The sequence below is a fragment of the Paenibacillus sp. Z6-24 genome (genome assembly GCF_054161335.1).
The window spans coordinates 993,898-1,010,700 of sequence record NZ_CP096398.1; the positions used below are offsets into that span (position 1 = coordinate 993,898).

At 47.5% G+C, this 16,803-nt stretch carries 17 protein-coding genes and 1 other annotated feature; of the genes, 10 read left to right on the forward strand and 7 right to left on the reverse strand.

The annotated features are described in order from the left end of the window. Window positions 1-152: 152 nt before the first annotated feature. A complete protein-coding gene (locus M1D61_RS04480) occupies window positions 153-962 on the reverse strand; it encodes an NAD kinase (RefSeq protein ID WP_046215868.1) in 810 nt (269 codons plus the stop codon). 592 nt (window positions 963-1,554) lie between these two features. On the opposite strand from M1D61_RS04480, the gene M1D61_RS04485 reads away from it, so the two are divergent. Beyond that, window positions 1,555-1,953, forward strand: a complete 399-nt coding sequence (locus M1D61_RS04485; protein WP_046215867.1) for a globin domain-containing protein — start codon at window positions 1,555-1,557, stop codon at window positions 1,951-1,953. Between the two features lie 12 nt (window positions 1,954-1,965). After that, entirely contained in the window at window positions 1,966-2,685 is a 720-nt protein-coding gene (locus tag M1D61_RS04490; protein WP_458121321.1) for a DUF2225 domain-containing protein, read from the forward strand. A 177-nt stretch (window positions 2,686-2,862) separates the two neighbouring features. On the opposite strand, the gene M1D61_RS04495 is transcribed toward M1D61_RS04490, so the two are convergent. Next, the gene (locus M1D61_RS04495; protein WP_458121322.1) at window positions 2,863-3,093 is read right to left on the reverse strand and encodes a hypothetical protein; all 231 of its coding nucleotides are present in this window, start codon (window positions 3,091-3,093) and stop codon (window positions 2,863-2,865) included. Further along, complete coding sequence (locus tag M1D61_RS04500) at window positions 3,093-3,245, reverse strand: YycC family protein (protein WP_082096937.1); 153 nt, start codon at window positions 3,243-3,245, stop codon at window positions 3,093-3,095. The genes M1D61_RS04495 and M1D61_RS04500 overlap by 1 nt, the downstream gene beginning before the upstream one ends. A gap of 397 nt (window positions 3,246-3,642) precedes the next feature. On the opposite strand from M1D61_RS04500, the gene M1D61_RS04505 reads away from it, so the two are divergent. Next, on the forward strand, window positions 3,643-5,448 hold the full coding sequence (locus tag M1D61_RS04505; protein ID WP_458121323.1) for a M3 family oligoendopeptidase: 1,806 nt from the start codon (window positions 3,643-3,645) through the stop codon (window positions 5,446-5,448). A 288-nt stretch (window positions 5,449-5,736) separates the two neighbouring features. Further along, a complete protein-coding gene (locus M1D61_RS04510; RefSeq protein WP_458121324.1) occupies window positions 5,737-6,144 on the forward strand; it encodes an O-methyltransferase in 408 nt (135 codons plus the stop codon). Window positions 6,145-6,375: 231 nt separating this feature from the next. Here M1D61_RS04510 and M1D61_RS04515 read toward each other — a convergent pair whose 3' ends face one another. Then, entirely contained in the window at window positions 6,376-7,353 is a 978-nt protein-coding gene (locus M1D61_RS04515) for an aldose epimerase family protein (protein WP_458121325.1), read from the reverse strand. 128 nt (window positions 7,354-7,481) lie between these two features. Then, window positions 7,482-7,748: a binding site (T-box leader), on the forward strand. 168 nt (window positions 7,749-7,916) lie between these two features. Here M1D61_RS04515 and trpS point away from each other — a divergent pair. Then, entirely contained in the window at window positions 7,917-8,906 is a 990-nt protein-coding gene (gene trpS / locus M1D61_RS04520; RefSeq protein WP_458121326.1) for a tryptophan--tRNA ligase, read from the forward strand. Between the two features lies 1 nt (window position 8,907). On the opposite strand, the gene M1D61_RS04525 is transcribed toward trpS, so the two are convergent. Both M1D61_RS04525 and M1D61_RS04530 read right to left on the reverse strand, forming a co-directional pair. Next, complete coding sequence (locus tag M1D61_RS04525; RefSeq protein ID WP_458121327.1) at window positions 8,908-9,093, reverse strand: hypothetical protein; 186 nt, start codon at window positions 9,091-9,093, stop codon at window positions 8,908-8,910. A gap of 311 nt (window positions 9,094-9,404) precedes the next feature. Next, entirely contained in the window at window positions 9,405-10,400 is a 996-nt protein-coding gene (locus M1D61_RS04530) for a metal-dependent hydrolase (RefSeq protein WP_458121328.1), read from the reverse strand. Window positions 10,401-10,827: 427 nt separating this feature from the next. Here M1D61_RS04530 and cyoE point away from each other — a divergent pair, with 427 nt between their 5' ends. Then, a complete protein-coding gene (gene cyoE / locus M1D61_RS04535) occupies window positions 10,828-11,763 on the forward strand; it encodes a heme o synthase (RefSeq protein WP_458121329.1) in 936 nt (311 codons plus the stop codon). Between the two features lie 124 nt (window positions 11,764-11,887). Here the strand turns inward: cyoE and M1D61_RS04540 are convergent, their stop codons facing one another. Beyond that, complete coding sequence (locus M1D61_RS04540; RefSeq protein ID WP_458121330.1) at window positions 11,888-12,232, reverse strand: toprim domain-containing protein; 345 nt, start codon at window positions 12,230-12,232, stop codon at window positions 11,888-11,890. Window positions 12,233-12,447: 215 nt separating this feature from the next. Here M1D61_RS04540 and M1D61_RS04545 point away from each other — a divergent pair, with 215 nt between their 5' ends. The 4 genes from M1D61_RS04545 (at window position 12,448) to M1D61_RS04560 (ending at window position 16,692) form a co-directional block, all read left to right on the forward strand. Beyond that, on the forward strand, window positions 12,448-12,903 hold the full coding sequence (locus M1D61_RS04545; protein ID WP_458121331.1) for an ATPase: 456 nt from the start codon (window positions 12,448-12,450) through the stop codon (window positions 12,901-12,903). Between the two features lie 37 nt (window positions 12,904-12,940). Then, on the forward strand, window positions 12,941-14,095 hold the full coding sequence (locus M1D61_RS04550; RefSeq protein WP_458121332.1) for a CvpA family protein: 1,155 nt from the start codon (window positions 12,941-12,943) through the stop codon (window positions 14,093-14,095). A 271-nt stretch (window positions 14,096-14,366) separates the two neighbouring features. Next, window positions 14,367-16,379: a peptidoglycan D,D-transpeptidase FtsI family protein gene (locus tag M1D61_RS04555; RefSeq protein WP_458121333.1), complete on the forward strand. Its 2,013-nt coding sequence runs from the start codon at window positions 14,367-14,369 to the stop codon at window positions 16,377-16,379. Window positions 16,380-16,560: 181 nt separating this feature from the next. Further along, on the forward strand, window positions 16,561-16,692 hold the full coding sequence (locus tag M1D61_RS04560) for a hypothetical protein (protein WP_458121334.1): 132 nt from the start codon (window positions 16,561-16,563) through the stop codon (window positions 16,690-16,692). Window positions 16,693-16,803: the final 111 nt, after the last annotated feature.

The window sequence follows — 16,803 nt, forward strand, 5'->3', positions numbered from 1 at the left end:
AAGTCAGCTTTTTTGAATCTGTCTGCTGCCCGGTGAGAGTAACCAGCACAGTTATCTTTGTAACGATAGGACGATGTAATAAACAATATAGCATTAAGAAGGAATATAAAAGAAAATGCGCTTTTACTCGCTATCCGTCGGTCCTGGCGTAATCAGCCAAGGAAAGATTGTCTGACCCGGTTCCAGAACGGGTACGGGCGATATCGGGCAAAGCTGACTCGTACTTTGGACACCTGGCAGCGAATGGAGATCAGATCATCAATCGACAGATTCAGGTGGTCAATTGTCAGCTGCAGGCGCTGCTGCTTGCGGGAATGAATATCGCAGTGATGATGCTTGGGCAGCATCATGGATGAACCAAGGGTACGATAGACACGGTTGTTGATTGAGGCAATCTCTGCAATCTGCAGTGCTTCGATAGTAGGATGTACCATTGCCCCGCCAAGTGCTTTGTTATAGGCAGTACTTCCTGATGGCGTTGAGATGCAGATGCCGTCGCCGCGAAACATTTCAAAAATCTCGTCATTAATATCGACCTGAGCGACTACGGTTGTACCGTCTACGCCTTTGAGCGTAAACTCGTTCAGAGCCGTGTAATGGGATGTACCGCTCTTGGTGTTGATCTCCAGATCCACAAGCGGATATTTGACGATTTTCGGATGGTGTTCCATGCTGTCACCGGACTCACCTGCCATAAATTTGACCAGTTCCTCTAATTCATCGGCTTTCCAGTCTGCATAGAAGCCCAGATGTCCGGTATGAATACCGACGAAGGCAAGGTCAGGAATATGATCAATAAAAGTATGAAAAGCATGCAGCATCGTACCGTCTCCACCGATGGAGACGACAATCTCAGGTGATTCCGCATCGAGTTCAAAACCGTACTTGGCAGCCAGCTTATGGAATCGTTCACTAAGTTCAATGGATAATTGGTCTCCGCGATCAAGTACATAGTATCTCAAGTTAAGGAAGCTCCTTTGTCCAATATGGTTAACCTACTCACTTTTGATGATAATCAATTCTTACAGGGAACACAATGTTTTACTGAATAATTAACCGGAAAACCAGATAGTTACGTAGGCGCAATATAAACGCAACAATACACCGTTTTGTAAAGAGCCTGTAATCTAATTGTTAAAGTAAACGCTTACAAAAATAGTCCTATTTCATATAGTGTATGGTAAAATAAAGACAAGAATAAAACGTACCTCTCGTCGGAAGTCAACATAACTTTGAGAAACGGAGTGATCAAGATGAGTGTAAGTATTATATCCGGTCTTGTTGTATGTGCGTTTGTGTATGTCATCCGATCCTCGTTCACACATCCTGGTGAAGAAGACGGAAGCATGTACTGATTGTTTCGACACTTTAACCTAACTTAATTTCTACTCATATATCCATTTTTCACTGTATAAGGTGTGGAATGGCAGGGAGCGCTAATTTACTTTAGCGTTCTTTTTATTGAGTTCATATCCGAATGGCTAATATTATGGGAAATTATACCCCCTTCATTCAAGTACCCATCCAACTATGTTATAATTTTGGTAATGACGCATGGAAAGTTGGCGATTCACTGTGAAATTTGATCAATCCATTTACGAGCTGCTTGGCGGAGATGAAGGTCTTCGTCGTCTGGTTGAAGCATTTTACCCGAAAGTTCAGCGTGATCCGTTGATTGGTCCTTTATTTCCGGAAAATATTGATCCGGTAATGGAAAAGCAATATATGTTTTTGTCGCAGTTTTTTGGCGGACCACCGCTGTTCTCGGAAAAACATGGTCATCCAATGATGAGAGCAAGGCATATGCCGTTTCCGATTACGCATGAAAAAGCGGATGCGTGGCTGGCGTGTATGAATGAAGCATTGACTGATATTGGGGTAGAGGACGAACTGCGTGTCTTTATCATAGACCGTCTGTCCGGACCGGCACACCACTTTGTAAATACAAATTAATGTTGGGGGAAGATGGATCAGATGGGGGAGTCACTGGAACTAGAGCCGTTATATCAGATAACGGTAAATTGTCCACAATGCGAGGAGGACTTTAAAACCAGTCGTGTTCGTCCAAGCATGAAGCGGGCGGTACGACGGGATTCGGATTTCTGTGCTTATTATCAGCATGAGAATCCTGATTTTTATGTGGTACGGATATGCCCGCACTGCGGATTCGCCTCGACCGAGAATTCTGTCTCCAAGCTGAGCAATGAACAGAAAAAAAAATATATGAAGCAGATCGGCAGCCGTGTCGCCAAGCGCGATATGGGCGGGAAGCGTACGGGGGAACAGGCCCTGGAAGCTTACAAACTCGCACTAATGTGTGCACAGACGGTAGGGGATCGTGAACGTATCGTGGCCAGCTTTTTGCATCATATTGCCTGGCTGTATCGTTACAATGGAGAGACCGAGCAGGAATTGCGGTTTATCCGTTATTGTCTGGAATCGTATATCCGCGTCTTTGAATTGGAAAGTGTTAGCGGCAGCGATGCCAAGCTCCTGTATCTGATCGGGGAACTGCATCGTCGTCTGGGTGAATTCAACGATGCAGTGAAATGGTTCTCGCGTGTCATTAACGATAAGCGTATTACCGATTCGGCAATGATTCGAGCCTCGCGTGAACAGTGGGTTGTACTGCGGGAACAGATGCTGTCCAAAAATATCGATCTGCCGGAAGAGATGCAGCAGTAAGGCAAACCAAATCAACGATGATACAGAAAAAAGGAGCCACTCCGGAAGAGGGCTCCTTTTTTGATGGCTGATTGAGCAGAATGTACAGTATCGTCTGATCGCATCATTATATGGTGACGGCAGAGGTATACAAATTACAGCAGCAGGCTATCACTCATTTGAACTGCTGTGCGTTGCTTAGCGCAGTACCGTATCGGTCAGCAGATAATCCGAGTCGCTGTCCAGCAGGGTCACACGGTTGCTGCAGCATGGGAAGACCAGTAGTTTCTTTTTGCCATTATGAATGGTCGCCAGCTCTTTGGGACGAATTGGCAGCAGTACATTGGCAGTCTGACAGAAAGGACAATCCTGAATATATACATCGTTCATTACAATATCGTAAGGCCAGGCCTGATTAAATGGAATCATTATTCATTGCCGCCCTTTGACTCATCCTTGGCGAGTTCGGCCAGCTTTTGCATCAGGATGTGCTGTGGCATATGCATGAGCTGCTCCAGAGGAACATTAAGCTTCTCGGCCAGTTTGACAGCCGTATCCGCAGAAATCTGTAGTGGTCGCATCAAAGGCTCCCTCCTCATTACAAAATAGTATTGAATTAGAGTATACTATAGTTATACCCTCTTGGCGATGATACTGCTCAATCCGGCACAGAGGAAGCTAGCAGCAGCCTGATATTACGGCTCCGAGAGCTCCATGAACAGGGCATTTGTTCATCCCCTTATGAGTGAGCAGAAGCAGCTAAAAGGCAATATAAAGGGCTTAGCAAGCCATTAATCATTCTCCTGCTCTTCTGTCCGCTCACCGCAAGAAACGAACCATACATATGGATGAACAATCTGACCTTTTATGAAGCAGAGAAATGCTGAACATGATGCACTGCCGCAAACTGTAATTAACCACTGGTCATATTCATATTCTGTCTGCATGCAGACCTACACAGAAAGGTGATGTCTCAACATGAACCATCCGCTGAATCCAACCTGGAATCTGGAGCCTATTTTCGCAGGAGGCTCCACTTCGGAACAATTACAAGTATTTTTGGGCAAGCTGACAGAGGACATCGATCGGTTGACGTCCGAGTTGAAGCATCAGAAGGCTCCGCAGCAGGTAGAAGAGACACAGAACTTTGATATACTGCTGGAACAGCTGCAGGATACACGCATACGTCTGCGTGAAGCGGGATCATTTGCCGGCTGTCTTACCGCCCAGGATCAGAGCGACAAACAGGCGACCCGTTTGTCTGCTGCATTGTCCGATCTATCGGCCAATCTGCAGGCATTGTTCGTACAGTTCCAGAGTATTCTCGTGGATACGTCTGATGAGGTATTCACTGGCTGGATCGAGCGTCCACAGGTAGCACCGGTCGCCTTTTACCTGAATGAGATTCGTGCGGTTGCCCGTGAGAAGATGTCTCCTGAACTGGAGAGTCTGGCACTGGGACTTGCGGTAGACGGCTATCATGGCTGGAGCGACTTTTATGATACGATTGTCAGCCATGTACGTATTCCATTTGAACAAAATGGAGAGACTGTGATGCTGTCGGCAGGCCAGGCAGCCAACAAGATGAGCGACCCGGACCGCAATACTCGTGAAGAGATGTTCCGGAAATGGGAAGAAGCATGGACAGGTGTGGAGGACTTTTGTGCGGATACACTGAACCACATTGGCGGATTCCGTCTAAAGCTTTACGACCGCCGCGGTTGGGACAGCGTACTGAAGGAACCGCTCGCGATCAACCGGATGTCCCAGCAGACGCTTGATACGATGTGGGATGTTATTGTCAAAAACAAACCGGTATTCGTCTCCTATCTGGAGCGTAAAGCCCAGGTGCTCGGTGTAGAGCGATTGAGCTGGAACGATGTCGATGCACCAATCGGCAATGTGGACAGCACGGTGAGTTATGATGATGCAGCTGATCTGATCGTGGAGCAGTTCCGCAAGTTTAATCCGGAGATGGCTGATTTTGCCGCCCAGGCTTTTGAGAAGCGCTGGATTGAAGCGGAAGATCGTGCCGGCAAGCGTCCAGGCGGATTCTGTACCTCCCTGCCGCTGAGCAAGGAGACACGTATTTTTATGACCTACAGCGGTACGGCTTCCAATGTATCGACACTGGCTCATGAACTGGGACATGGTTATCATCAGCATGTGATGAATGATCTGCCTGCATTCAGTCAGCAGTATGCGATGAACGTCGCCGAGACGGCATCGACTTTTGCCGAGATGATCGTCGCAGATTCTCTGGTGAAAGAAGCAAAAAGCGAGGAAGAAAAGCTGTCTCTGCTGGAAGATAAAATCCAGCGCAGCATTGCATTCTTCATGAATATCCATGCTCGCTTCCTGTTCGAGACACGATTCTACGAACAGCGCCGCTCCGGCATGGTTGGCAGTGAAGAACTGAGCCAGTTGATGGAAGAAGCGCAGCGTGAAGCTTTCTGTGATACGCTGTCGTCCTACCATCCGCATTTCTGGGCATCCAAGCTGCATTTCTACAAAACAGGTGTGCCGTTCTACAACTTCCCGTATACATTCGGTTATCTGTTCAGCACAGGCATCTATGCGCTCGCTCAGCGTGAAGGCGCAGGATTTGCCGCCAAGTATGATGCGCTGCTGCAGGATACCGGACGGATGACCGTCGAGGAACTGGCACAGAAGCATCTGGGCGTCGATCTGACCCAGCCGGAATTCTGGCAGGGAGCGGTAGATGTTGGTATTGCGGATGTACAGCTGTTCTTGAAAATGACAGCTTCCTATGCCCGTTCCTGATCAGGGGCAAAGAATAACAGCAGCCTTTTCCATATTCCGTACAGGAGATGGAGAAGGCTGTTTTTGTTCAATCATTTTTTTCGAAAAATAAGAAAGGGAAAATGAACTTAATATATTTCAAAGAGAAGATAAAAATAAAGTCACTTAGTAGTTAAAGGAATTTCATGTCGAATAATGGTTCTTAATACCTAAATTTACATCTATGACTTGATAGATTGTAATAATCGACATATAATGAGTCTTAAGTCCTGATTACATGGGACTAGATGGAGAGGGGAAGGGGAACATATGCCTAAAAATGATCTGGTTTCTCTGGCGAGACAACTTGATATCGTCTTTAAGGAGCTTGAGAGTGAATTATCCTATCTGGATTCGGGGACGGTATTTATTCAGATCCGCAATAACATGATTGGAAAGTTTGGCATCAAGCACAACCCGATTGCTGGTAGAGACGGAGAGTGGAATGGTCCTGAAGAGGGATTGAGTGCGATTCAAATCAAATCGTTTCGCCAAATGGCAATTGAATCGCTCAAATTCAAAAACCATTGGACGCATGGGGAAATCAGCTATGAATTTGCAGTGCGCAAAGGGCTGATCGCGGTCGACACGGTGATTGAATCGAACTACAACATGGCTAACCACATGATTCGCTATCCAAGAGCTACATACAGCGATACTAACGCAGAATTATCGTAAAGTCATGAGAATGATCTGCAAGCAGCAATGTACCATTTCATTTTTGAGAAAGTAACAAAAAGCAATAACACCGCCATTGTATCTGAACAGGCATCACGTTTACTGCCATTATACGTTTATATTATATTATTCCATTTGGTTCGATTGAGCCGCATACCCGGTGTACTGGGATGGAACATTGGCAAAAAGGGCTTCCCAATCGGGAAGCCCTTTTTATAATTTTATGTCAGATTACAGCATGGTAGACTTCTCGACTACATCCAGCTGCAGACTCAGCTCAACCGGTTCACCGGGATGAAGTTCGATCAGGCCGGTAAACTGCGGTGGATGCGAAGAGTTGGGAGCATCCGGCAGGCTGGTATACGGCTCGATGCAGAGAAACTGGTCGCTTTCGCCTTTGGTATACAATACCCAGTATTTGAAATAATCGGGATCTGCCGAATAGCGCAGACCGTAGCCGTCATCACGCTTCAGCTCGGCACTTACCGGACGCTTGTCACCAATGCGCAGCAGGTTATCCCAGTTGCGATTGGCCATGTTCATACCGGTATTCAGTTCTTCCCATTCATCCAGCGGGACCACTTCACCGGTCGGAATCTGCTCTTCGTCCTGAAGCAGCTGGTCACTCACCGGAATCTTGAGCGTCCAGCGTTCCGGCTCGCCATCCAGCAGGAACCAGGTATGCAGTCCAAATCCAAATGGAGCGGAATGTTCGCCCAGATTGGTAATTTTGAGCCGCTGCATCAGGGAAGTCCCCTGCAGCTGAAGCGTCATTTCCAGCTTGAGCGGTGTCGGGTACTGTCTGATCCAGTTGGGATCATCCGCTGTCAGCAGCTCGGTGACGATCTGGCAGCCGGCATCGTTCTCATCGATATCGGATATACGCCATGGCTGAGTACGATGCAAGCCATGGATATGATTATCATTGGCGGTGTTCTGGTCAAACTGGTACTCCACACCATCATATTCAAAATGCCCGCGGCGAATCCGGCCAGGCGGCATCAGCATAGGCATGCCGAAGTGGTACGGTTTTTGCAGATAAAAATCAAGCTCGCTTTCTTCTGGACGACGGAGAATCTCGCGGTTCTCCTGTAAGTCGCGAATACCGATAACATTGTTGCCGAGCTTGGGCAGCAGCGTCACTTCGAGCTGCTTGCTTTTTAAAATGTACGTCTCGTATTTATTCCAGGTTCCTTTGGTCACTTTCATTGCGCTGCTCCTTCCTGATCTTTCAGAACAAATGGGAGTGAGAATAATACAGTTATCATACCAGATTTTACGGATAAAAAGGAATTTGACATTTAAGGAATTGGGAATTATGATGAGTGCAAGATACTGGGAATACGATGATAGAGAGTAGTAGGCAGAAGAATGCTTCTCCAGAAAGCCGGTGGTTGATGCGAACCGGTGAAGATGGTCTGCTGAATGGACTCAGGAGTGCCTGGCTGAAATGGACATCTGCGGATGATTCCGGATTAGGCGGGCCGGTTTGTTCACCGTTAACGGAACGCAGATAAGGCCGGACTCGATCCGTGCTGTGGTGATTGTGCTGCAGCCATCGATACCGGTAAATGAGGGTGGCACCACGGTCACACGTCCCTTGCAGGATGTGTGGCCTTTTTGCGTTCCGTAATATGGTAAAAGTATAGCCGAACAAAGCGATAGCCGGCTCTGCCGCAGATGATTGCCATGGCAGATCGGATAGATAGGCTTTGCTGAAGTCACTATTTAAAAGTATCCCCATGCATCATTACTTTGAGGAGGAATCATTGATGAAAACTGTATTATCCGGCATTCAGCCGAGCGGTCTATTGACCATCGGTAACTATATCGGCGCGATCAAGAACTTTGTGGAACTGCAAAACGAGTACAATTGCTACTTTATGGTGGTGGATCTGCATGCGATCACAGTCGCCCAGGACCCGGCGGCACTGCGCGAAGCTTCCGAATCGGTAGCTGCTCTGTATCTGGCGGCAGGACTGGATCCGTCCAAAGCAAATATTTTCCTGCAATCCCATGTACCGCAGCATGCAGAGCTCGGATGGATTATGACAACACTCGCTTCGATGGGCGAACTGGAGCGTATGACCCAGTTCAAGGATAAATCGGCAGGCAAAGAAAATGTCGGTGCAGGATTATTCGTCTACCCGGCACTGATGGCAGCCGATATTCTGATGTACAACGCAGACGTCGTGCCTGTTGGCGATGACCAGAAGCAGCATCTGGAGCTGACCCGCGATCTGGCAGCACGCTTTAACCACCGATTCGGTGAATTCTTTACACTGCCGGAGCCATATATCCCGGAAGTTGGTGCACGCATCATGTCCCTGGATGACGGCACCAAAAAAATGAGCAAAAGCAACCCGAACACAGGCAGCTATATTGCTCTACTTGATCCGCCGGATGTCATTCGCAAAAAAATCAGCCGGGCGACAACAGATTCCGGACGTGAAGTACAATATGATCCGGCCAACAAACCGGAAGTCAGCAATCTGATGACCATTTATTCGCAGTTCTCGGGAATGTCACTGGCACAGGTAGCGGAGAAATTCGAAGGCCAGATGTACGGCCCGTTCAAAAAGGATCTGGCAGAAGTGGTAGTAGCCGGATTGGAGCCGCTGCAGCAGCGGTATCAGGAGATTCGTCAGACCGGTGAGGTCCGCGATATTCTCCGCCAGGGTGCACAAAACGCACAGGCCGCAGCGGAGAAAATTCTAACCGGAGTCAAAGATAAAATGGGATTCCTGCCTAAAGGATTCTAATTCAGGCCGGATAGTTGCTGCTGCGGCGCTCGCGCTGGGCTTTGATGACAAAGCCCCAACCGATATTGGCAACGCCCAGTACACCAAGCAGTACAGCGAGCCATGCGGAATGGGAAATGGCGATCGCGCAGAGCAGCAGAAGCATGATGGAAGAAACGGCGAACCATAGGGAAAGAGCTTTACTCATGGGGATAACAGCCTCCTGAAAAATAAAATTAGTGATATAAAATGAATGGGTTATAGGTGATGTAAGCGTATAACAATGTTCTATATCTATTGTGCCTGACAGCGAGTCATGGGTCAAGCGAAATCCATCGCATTCAAAATAGCTAACTCAAAAAGCCCCTGCTTTCCTCATACTGTATCCAGATGAATTCCATCTGATCGTATAGAGAAAAGCAGGGGCTTTATTCAGTTCATTTAGCAAATCATACTGTGTGTATCACAGATATACTGTTCACTAAGCACATCTTATTCAATTGTGCATATGCTGATTCCTTAGCTCATATGCAGGCTGATTCGGTCGTTCATCTTGTCGGGGCTCAGCCAGCCCACATAGGAATCGATGGCGTTAAAATTCTCATCCATAACCACCACAGCGACGAACGGATACTGACGACGATGGCGATAGCGTACATCCGCCCAGCGTACAATATAACCGTTGGATGTCTTCTCCACCTCGGATACGGTATAGGAAGAGAAATAAAGCAACGCACGGATATCACGATGATTGCGCGAAGCTTCGATTGCCGGATGGCTCATCGATTGAATCGAATCGATCCAGATCAGTTTGTCCGGAGTGTACCAGCCGATCCGGTAGCTGCCGTCTTTTTTGGCATGCACGACATGCCAGCGGCGTAGGGAAATAGTAGGGATGAGCACATAGTGACCGTCCGGCTCCGGAGAGCGGCCATCCTCAATATCCATTTGCTCGACTTTGCGTGTCAGATACCAGTGGGTCAGCGTGCGCCATACATAATAAACGGCAATGACCGCATACAAGGTGACGAACAGCGGAGCCGGCGCCACCAGTCCGGTGAGCCACAGCAGCAGCGCTATGATATGAGTCCCAAAAATAAACGGATCAAAAATATTGATAATGTTCCAGGAGATCCAGGTCTCGCTGAATGGCCGTACCGCCTGGGTGCCGTACGTATTAAACAGGTCTGTAAAAACGTGTAATCCTACCGCTACGGCTGTCCACAGCAGAATATGCCAGAAGCCTTCCTGATGCAGCAGCAGCGAAGTGAATCCGCTGATCAGTGCAATCCACAGTGCCATAAATGGCAGGGAGTGGGTGATACCTCTATGATTGCGCACATAGGTCGCGTTATCTTTCAATCGTAAAATGGTGTCGGAATCCGGTGCCTGGGAGCCAATTATGGTCGCGACCATAACGGCAATAGCGAGCCGTGGATCGGAAGCGACAACAGGGTCAACATAGGCAAGTCCGGCAAGTCCAAAACCCATGGCAAAATGGGTGGCAGTATCCATTCGGTATTCTCTCCTTATGACTTTCAGGATGTCTCTATTCATGAGGAATAGGAGGGCTGGCACAACAGAAGCAGCATCGTCGCTGCCTGGTTTCTTTCATAAATATATATCCGTTTCGGTTAGCCTGTAGTTTACCATAAACGGAAGATGAAAATATTAAACTCTAATAAATTGGAGTGCCTTGTCAATAAATTGTCATAATAATGACCGATCATGCTTCTGAATTCCAAAGACATTTGCATACAGGTATGATAAAGTTTATAGAGCAATTATTTTGTTTGATTTATTTTATTCACTTTTTGTGGAAATCTGTAAAAATGTGAAGTGCATTTTCAGATGATATACAGAGAGTGAATATTTTTATGACTATACTTCTTGTTTACTCATCGGCTGTTTTCAGCTGAATTTTAAGGAGGAACTTATAAACGTGGATAAACATTTGGGTTATCAGACTCCCCCGGATTCCACAACGTTCGTAAGCCCATCTCCGCAAGACCAGGTCGTGACCTGGAGAGATTTTGTCGCTTTAACCAAGCCTGGGATTCTTAGATCGAATCTGGTGGCTACGTTTGGCGGCTTTTGGCTTGCTTCCGGCTGGAATGTTCATTTTATACATCTGATCTGGACATTGCTCGGTACAATGCTCGTTATGGCTTCTTCGTGTGTATTTAACAACTATTTTGACCGTGATCTGGATACCAAGATGGCACGGACACAGGATCGGGTACTGGCAACACGACGCCTGTCACCTAATGTGGTGCTCTGGTATGCGATTGGACTCGGTGTGCTGGGTCTTGGTGTACTGGCTGTATTCTCCGGCTTGCTCGCTGCTGCTCTGGGCGTGCTCGGTATGTTCGTCTATGTGGTCATCTATACACTGTGGCTGAAGCGCTCGTCTACATGGAGTACTTCCATTGGTGGAATCTCCGGTGCGATGCCGCCGGTAATCGGCTATGTAGCCGTGACCAATCATATTGATCTGGCCGCCTGGCTGCTGTTTGCGATGCTGTTCCTGTGGCAGCCTCCGCACTTCTGGGCACTTGGTATACGCCGGGTGGAAGAATACCGTGCGGCAGGATTCCCGCTGCTTCCCGTTGTCAAAGGAATCCAGCGTACCAAGTATCAGATGCTGCCGTATATTGCACTGCTGATTCCGATCCCGATTCTGATGTATGTGTACAACTATACCGGCGTCATCTACATGATCGTATCGCTGGCCCTGTCGGTCGTATGGCTGTTCATGGCCGTATCGGGCTTCCGCAAGCCGGATACGGATAAATGGGCAAAAACCGCATTTATTTTCTCGATCAACTACCTGACAATAAGCTTCATCCTGATGATTATTGATACGGTTCATAAATAAAATTATCGTTTCTTCAAAAAATGGAAGAGCATATTCTCCATTTCCCGGGTAATACCGAATCTCTATTATTGTAGCCGCAGAGTGCATTTTATCTCTGCGGCATTTTTAATAGGCAGCCATTCATTCAGGACCACGGAAGATCGGGATCGATAATATATTCGTCCAGTCCGGCTTTTTCCAGCTGGGCCACTACGTATTCATCCGGTGTACCTTCCACGCCCGCGTAACCGCGCCGTGTATACATATGGGTGGCGTCCGGAAAAGCGTCGCTCAGTACGGCACGGATCTTGCGTCCTGACGGGTCATTATCCATAAACAGATACACTTCGTCCTGGCCGACCTGCTTGCGCAGCTTTTCCAGCTTTTGCGAGTTCAGTGTACCAAAGGTACACAAGATCTCCACTTCCGGCTGCAGCAGCCTTCGCAGTTTGCTACGGTCATTTTTGCCTTCGACGATAATATGAATCAAGGTCATCACCTCTATCAATAATTGTATAGGATGTGGCTCTTCCTATGCAAAAACACGAGTACGCGAAACTGCTGACACCCTGTATATACTTCGGTTATAATGATTCTAGCTTGCCTGCAAAACCGGGAGCAAATGATAAATTACTGAATTGTAATGAATACACCAATTGTGCTGAATTTGACTCAGCAAATGCAAAAGAATGGAGGGGAAACAAGATGGATTGGCAGGTATGGAGTGAATTTTTCAGGCAGAACTGGCTGATCATTCTGGTTGCCCTGATTATATTGTTTATGGTCATCAACTTGGTCAAAACGGTGATCAAATGGCTGATCGTCATTATTATTGTTGTTGCCGTGTTCATATACAGCGGTATTTCCATGGATCAGATTCGTGATACGGTCTCCGGAGTAACCGGGCAGACAGTGGCGGCTCTGCAGGAGCAGGCCATGGATGTGATGAAGGATGAAGCAAAGAGTGCCCGTTTTATTCAAAATGGGGACGGAACGTATACGATCAAGAGCGAGACGGTTGAATTGAAAGGAACACCGGGAGCAGGCAAAGTCGGTGTGACCTTCCGCGGAGTGCCGCTGGGAGAATGGGAGATCAACAGTACGATCCGTTCGCTGATCGATCAGGCCAAGCAAAATACAGCTGCAGGAGCTTCTTCCTGATGAGCAGCATGGACATAATCAGAGGAGGAAGTGACGTATGGAACTGAGTAGTATTCAGGCATTATTTGATAGCAGTCTGATCTCCTGTCTGTTGTATGCCATTGTGCTGCTGTCCGTGCTGCAGGGGATACGCCATGGCGTTATCCGCTCGGCTGGCCGGTTGTTCTCCTGGGCTGGGCGAACACTGCTGACTATTCTGGCGATCATTCTGGCTGCTCCTTTTGCATTGTGGTCATCGCCGTATGTGCAGACCTGGGCAGAGCAGGTATCGTCATCTGTCCCGCAGGGCGAACTCAAGTGGTGGTGGGAAATGTATTACTCGGCGGTCTACCTGATCTCGGAGTTCTCACTGCTGCGCTTTGTGGTGCTGTTTATGCTGAGCTATGTCGTAGCCAGCATTTGCTTTTCACTGCTGGCTGTACTGCTGCTGCCGGAGAGATGGCGGCAGGGAGGACTGCCTGCGGAAGAACGGCGTTCCTCATGGTTCAGCCGTGTGCTGGGCGGGGGGATCGGTCTGGTGAACGGACTGCTGCGCTGCGGGATCGTGATTCTGGTGTTATTTATCGCGATCAGTCTGTATCCAAACACAAGAATGTCTTCTTATGTGGAAGCTTCCTCGCTCTATAATCATACCGTAACAGCTGTCGTGCAGCCGTTGACCGGTTCCTTTATCAAGGATACGCTGCCGGTATTCACCAGTGCAGTGGAGCAGGAACTGACGGGTATTTTCCAGCGCAAATACGATGTGGTGGACCGCAGCATTCCGGCAGATATCGAGGAAGCGGCGGCATCGATCGCAGCGGATGCCAGTGGAACGGAAGACAAGGCCCGGCGCCTGTATGACTGGGTCGGCTCGCGAGTGAGTTATGATTATGGCAAAGTAGCGGATTACGAGCAGCGAGGCGTATGGCATGAACAGACGCCGGAAGATACATTTGCTACCCGCATGGGTGTCTGTATCGACTATGCCCGTCTCTATGCCGTAATGGCCCGTTCACAGGGAATTGATGTGCGTGTCGTTACGGGGCTGGGATATAACGGCAAGGGTGGTTATGGACCGCATGCCTGGAATGAAGTCTATCTGCCGGATCAGCAGCAGTGGATTCCGCTTGATCCGACATGGGCATCCGCAGGCAATTGGTTCAACCCGCCCAAATTCGCAGAGACGCATATCGAACAAAGCGTACTATAAAGCTGCAGGGTTTAAGCGAGCCTGCAGCTGATGGACCTGCAAACGCGAAATTTCTCATTAGCCTGCTGGCTATGCTAATATAATACATGTTGAGTAGTAGAGCCCAAAACCGTACAATACAGAGCCTTTTATAAAGGTTGGTCTGTGAATAGCGGCGCATATACAGGTTTACTCCGGTAAATACGAACGATTAGGCATCATAAAGCAGTGTCTTTCCCCAAAGAAGGCGCTGCCTTATGATGCCGTTAAGAAGAAGGAGAAAGATCAAGAAATGAAAAAATCGGGTATTGATGAGTCGTCCAAGCGCGAACTCCGAAATCAACGTCAGTTCTCTATCCGTCTGAACGTTTTCTTTTTTGCGACATTTATTGTATTTACGGTGCTGATTGTCCGGCTTGCGATTCTGCAGTTTGTCGAAGGACCGACACTGCGGGAAAAGGAAGCGAGTATCTCAACCAAAAGCACGCCGATCCCGCCGATTCGCGGAAATATTATGGATGCCTCGGGTAAAGCACGAATCGCTTATTCCACTTCGTCACAGTCGCTCTATTTTACTTTGACCAAGAACTATACACTGGAGCAGAACAAGCCGGAACTGTATAAAATTGTCGGCAAGCTCAAAAAAGTGTTCAATGAATACGGTGATCCCAAGGAAAAGATGACCGCCAAGCAGATCATCAAAGCGATGGACATCGAGTCCAAAGTACAATTCGGATACACGCCGCGAAGAATCAAAAAGAACCTGACCAATGAAGAGATCGCTCATTTCCTGGAGCATAAGGATGAGTTCAAGGGAATTGAGATTGTAGAAGAAAGTGTACGTCACTATGATACCGATCAGGTGGCGACGCAAACCGTTGGTTATCTGCGCCAGTTCAGCGGTGTCAGCACCACGATGGATCATTATATCAACAAGGCTAGAGTGACCGACGCTGATGAGAAGTACCTGTCTACCGAGTATGTTGGTGTAGATGGCATTGAGTATGCCTACCAGGATGATCTGCGTGGTAAAAATGGACTGAAAACAACACCTGTTAACTCACTTAATATTGCAACAGGGCGTACGGAGCTGACAGCTCCACAAAAAGGAAATAACGTCTGGATGACGATTGATAAAAATGTACAGATGGCTACGCAAAAAGCGATTACGGATCAGCTCTCCTATCTGCATTCCTATCGAAGTGGCAGTTCTTATGCACCGAATGCTCAGACAGGCTATGCAGTAGCGATGGAAGTAAATACTGGTAAAGTGGTCGCTATGGCCAGTATGCCAGACTACGATACTAACGTCTGGGAAAACATGACAAGTGAAACGTATAAAGAGATTCAGCCTCATGTAGCCAATGGTACGATTAAAGAGGTATATCGTGAAGGTCATGCTTCCTCCATGGTACTGATGGGTTCGGTTATCAAACCGCTTACTGTACTGATCGGTCTGAAAGAAGGACTGATCTCACCTGGCTCCGGATATCAGGATAGAGGATATGCAGAATTTGGTAAGGAAGGACATGAAACCAGAGTGCGTAACTCCAGCGGTCATGTCTATGGTTATTTGACTCCATCCACAGCTATTAAACATTCTTCCAATGCATTTATGATTGATAAAATTGGACTGCCATTATATCGAAAATATCAGGCTGACTCTATTAATGTATGGGATAAATACATGAAGGAATTTGGACTGGGCGTATCTACTAATAGCGGACTGCCAGGTGAAAGCGCCGGTTCAGGCGAGTATATGAATCTGGAAGCAGCAGGTAGTGCGCAGGCAGCGATGGCTTTTGCTTCCTTTGGCCAGCAGGGTAAATATACGACACTGCAGCTGGCACAATATGTTACGACGCTTGCCAACAAAGGCAAACGTCTGAAGCCGCAGTTTGTCAGCAAAATTACGGATGCCGAAGGCAATACAGTAAAAGAATTCAAACCGGAAGTTGTCAATACGATCAATCTGCCGGATGAATATTGGAACACAGCCATCAACGGCATGCGCAGTGAAGTATCTGTATTCAAGGATTATCAGTATGATGTGGCCCGTAAAACAGGTACATCCGAGCAATCCATTTATGGACATACTGTGGATAACGGTGTATTTATTGCCTTTGCCCCGCGGGAGAACCCAAAGCTGGCAGTAGCCGTGGTTATTCCGGAAGGTGGATTCGGAGCGCAAAGTGCAGCGCCTGTAGCACGCAAAATATTTGAAGCCTACGATCAGGAGTACGGCCTGGATGGCGTACCGAAAAAAGCTGCTACTGATGCTGCGGCACAGGACAGCAATCAGTAAAAGATGAATCGACAAGCAGAATGATGTTATTCATTGCCTGGCATTACTTGTTTTTGTACGGATTATATGATCTAACAACAGAACGATTAGCTACCAATTGTTGAAACCAACAGGAAGCAGACTATATAGTCTGCTTCCTGTTTTTATTTGATAAGTAACAGGTGAAATGGAGGATATGCACATGCAGGAGCCGAAAGATTTATCGCGCATGCTGCGCAGTATTTGGTCTGAACATGATCCTCATTCAGCGGCTCAGGATGGGATAGATATATTTTTAAATATGACTGCTTGTACAATGGCTGAATGCGGTTAATAGATAACGCTCTAAGGATGTGTTCCCGCGTCAAGTTATGCTAAAATGAAGAAACAACTACATATTATGGCATGCTTTATTTATAGAGCATTCTAAAATAGAGGATACATC

Coding starts and splice junctions, on each gene's coding strand:
- M1D61_RS04525 (WP_458121327.1), bottom strand. CDS start 9,093: ATGAGTAAAGCTCTTTCCCTATGGTTCGCCGTTTCTTCCATCATGCTT.
- M1D61_RS04500 (WP_082096937.1), bottom strand. CDS start 3,245: ATGCGACCACTACAGATTTCTGCGGATACGGCTGTCAAACTGGCCGAG.
- M1D61_RS04545 (WP_458121331.1), top strand. CDS start 12,448: ATGGATTGGCAGGTATGGAGTGAATTTTTCAGGCAGAACTGGCTGATC.
- M1D61_RS04560 (WP_458121334.1), top strand. CDS start 16,561: ATGCAGGAGCCGAAAGATTTATCGCGCATGCTGCGCAGTATTTGGTCT.
- M1D61_RS04555 (WP_458121333.1), top strand. CDS start 14,367: ATGAAAAAATCGGGTATTGATGAGTCGTCCAAGCGCGAACTCCGAAAT.
- M1D61_RS04510 (WP_458121324.1), top strand. CDS start 5,737: ATGCCTAAAAATGATCTGGTTTCTCTGGCGAGACAACTTGATATCGTC.
- M1D61_RS04505 (WP_458121323.1), top strand. CDS start 3,643: ATGAACCATCCGCTGAATCCAACCTGGAATCTGGAGCCTATTTTCGCA.
- M1D61_RS04495 (WP_458121322.1), bottom strand. CDS start 3,093: ATGATTCCATTTAATCAGGCCTGGCCTTACGATATTGTAATGAACGAT.
- M1D61_RS04550 (WP_458121332.1), top strand. CDS start 12,941: ATGGAACTGAGTAGTATTCAGGCATTATTTGATAGCAGTCTGATCTCC.
- M1D61_RS04485 (WP_046215867.1), top strand. CDS start 1,555: ATGGAAAGTTGGCGATTCACTGTGAAATTTGATCAATCCATTTACGAG.
- M1D61_RS04490 (WP_458121321.1), top strand. CDS start 1,966: ATGGATCAGATGGGGGAGTCACTGGAACTAGAGCCGTTATATCAGATA.
- M1D61_RS04515 (WP_458121325.1), bottom strand. CDS start 7,353: ATGAAAGTGACCAAAGGAACCTGGAATAAATACGAGACGTACATTTTA.
- M1D61_RS04530 (WP_458121328.1), bottom strand. CDS start 10,400: ATGGATACTGCCACCCATTTTGCCATGGGTTTTGGACTTGCCGGACTT.
- trpS (WP_458121326.1), top strand. CDS start 7,917: ATGAAAACTGTATTATCCGGCATTCAGCCGAGCGGTCTATTGACCATC.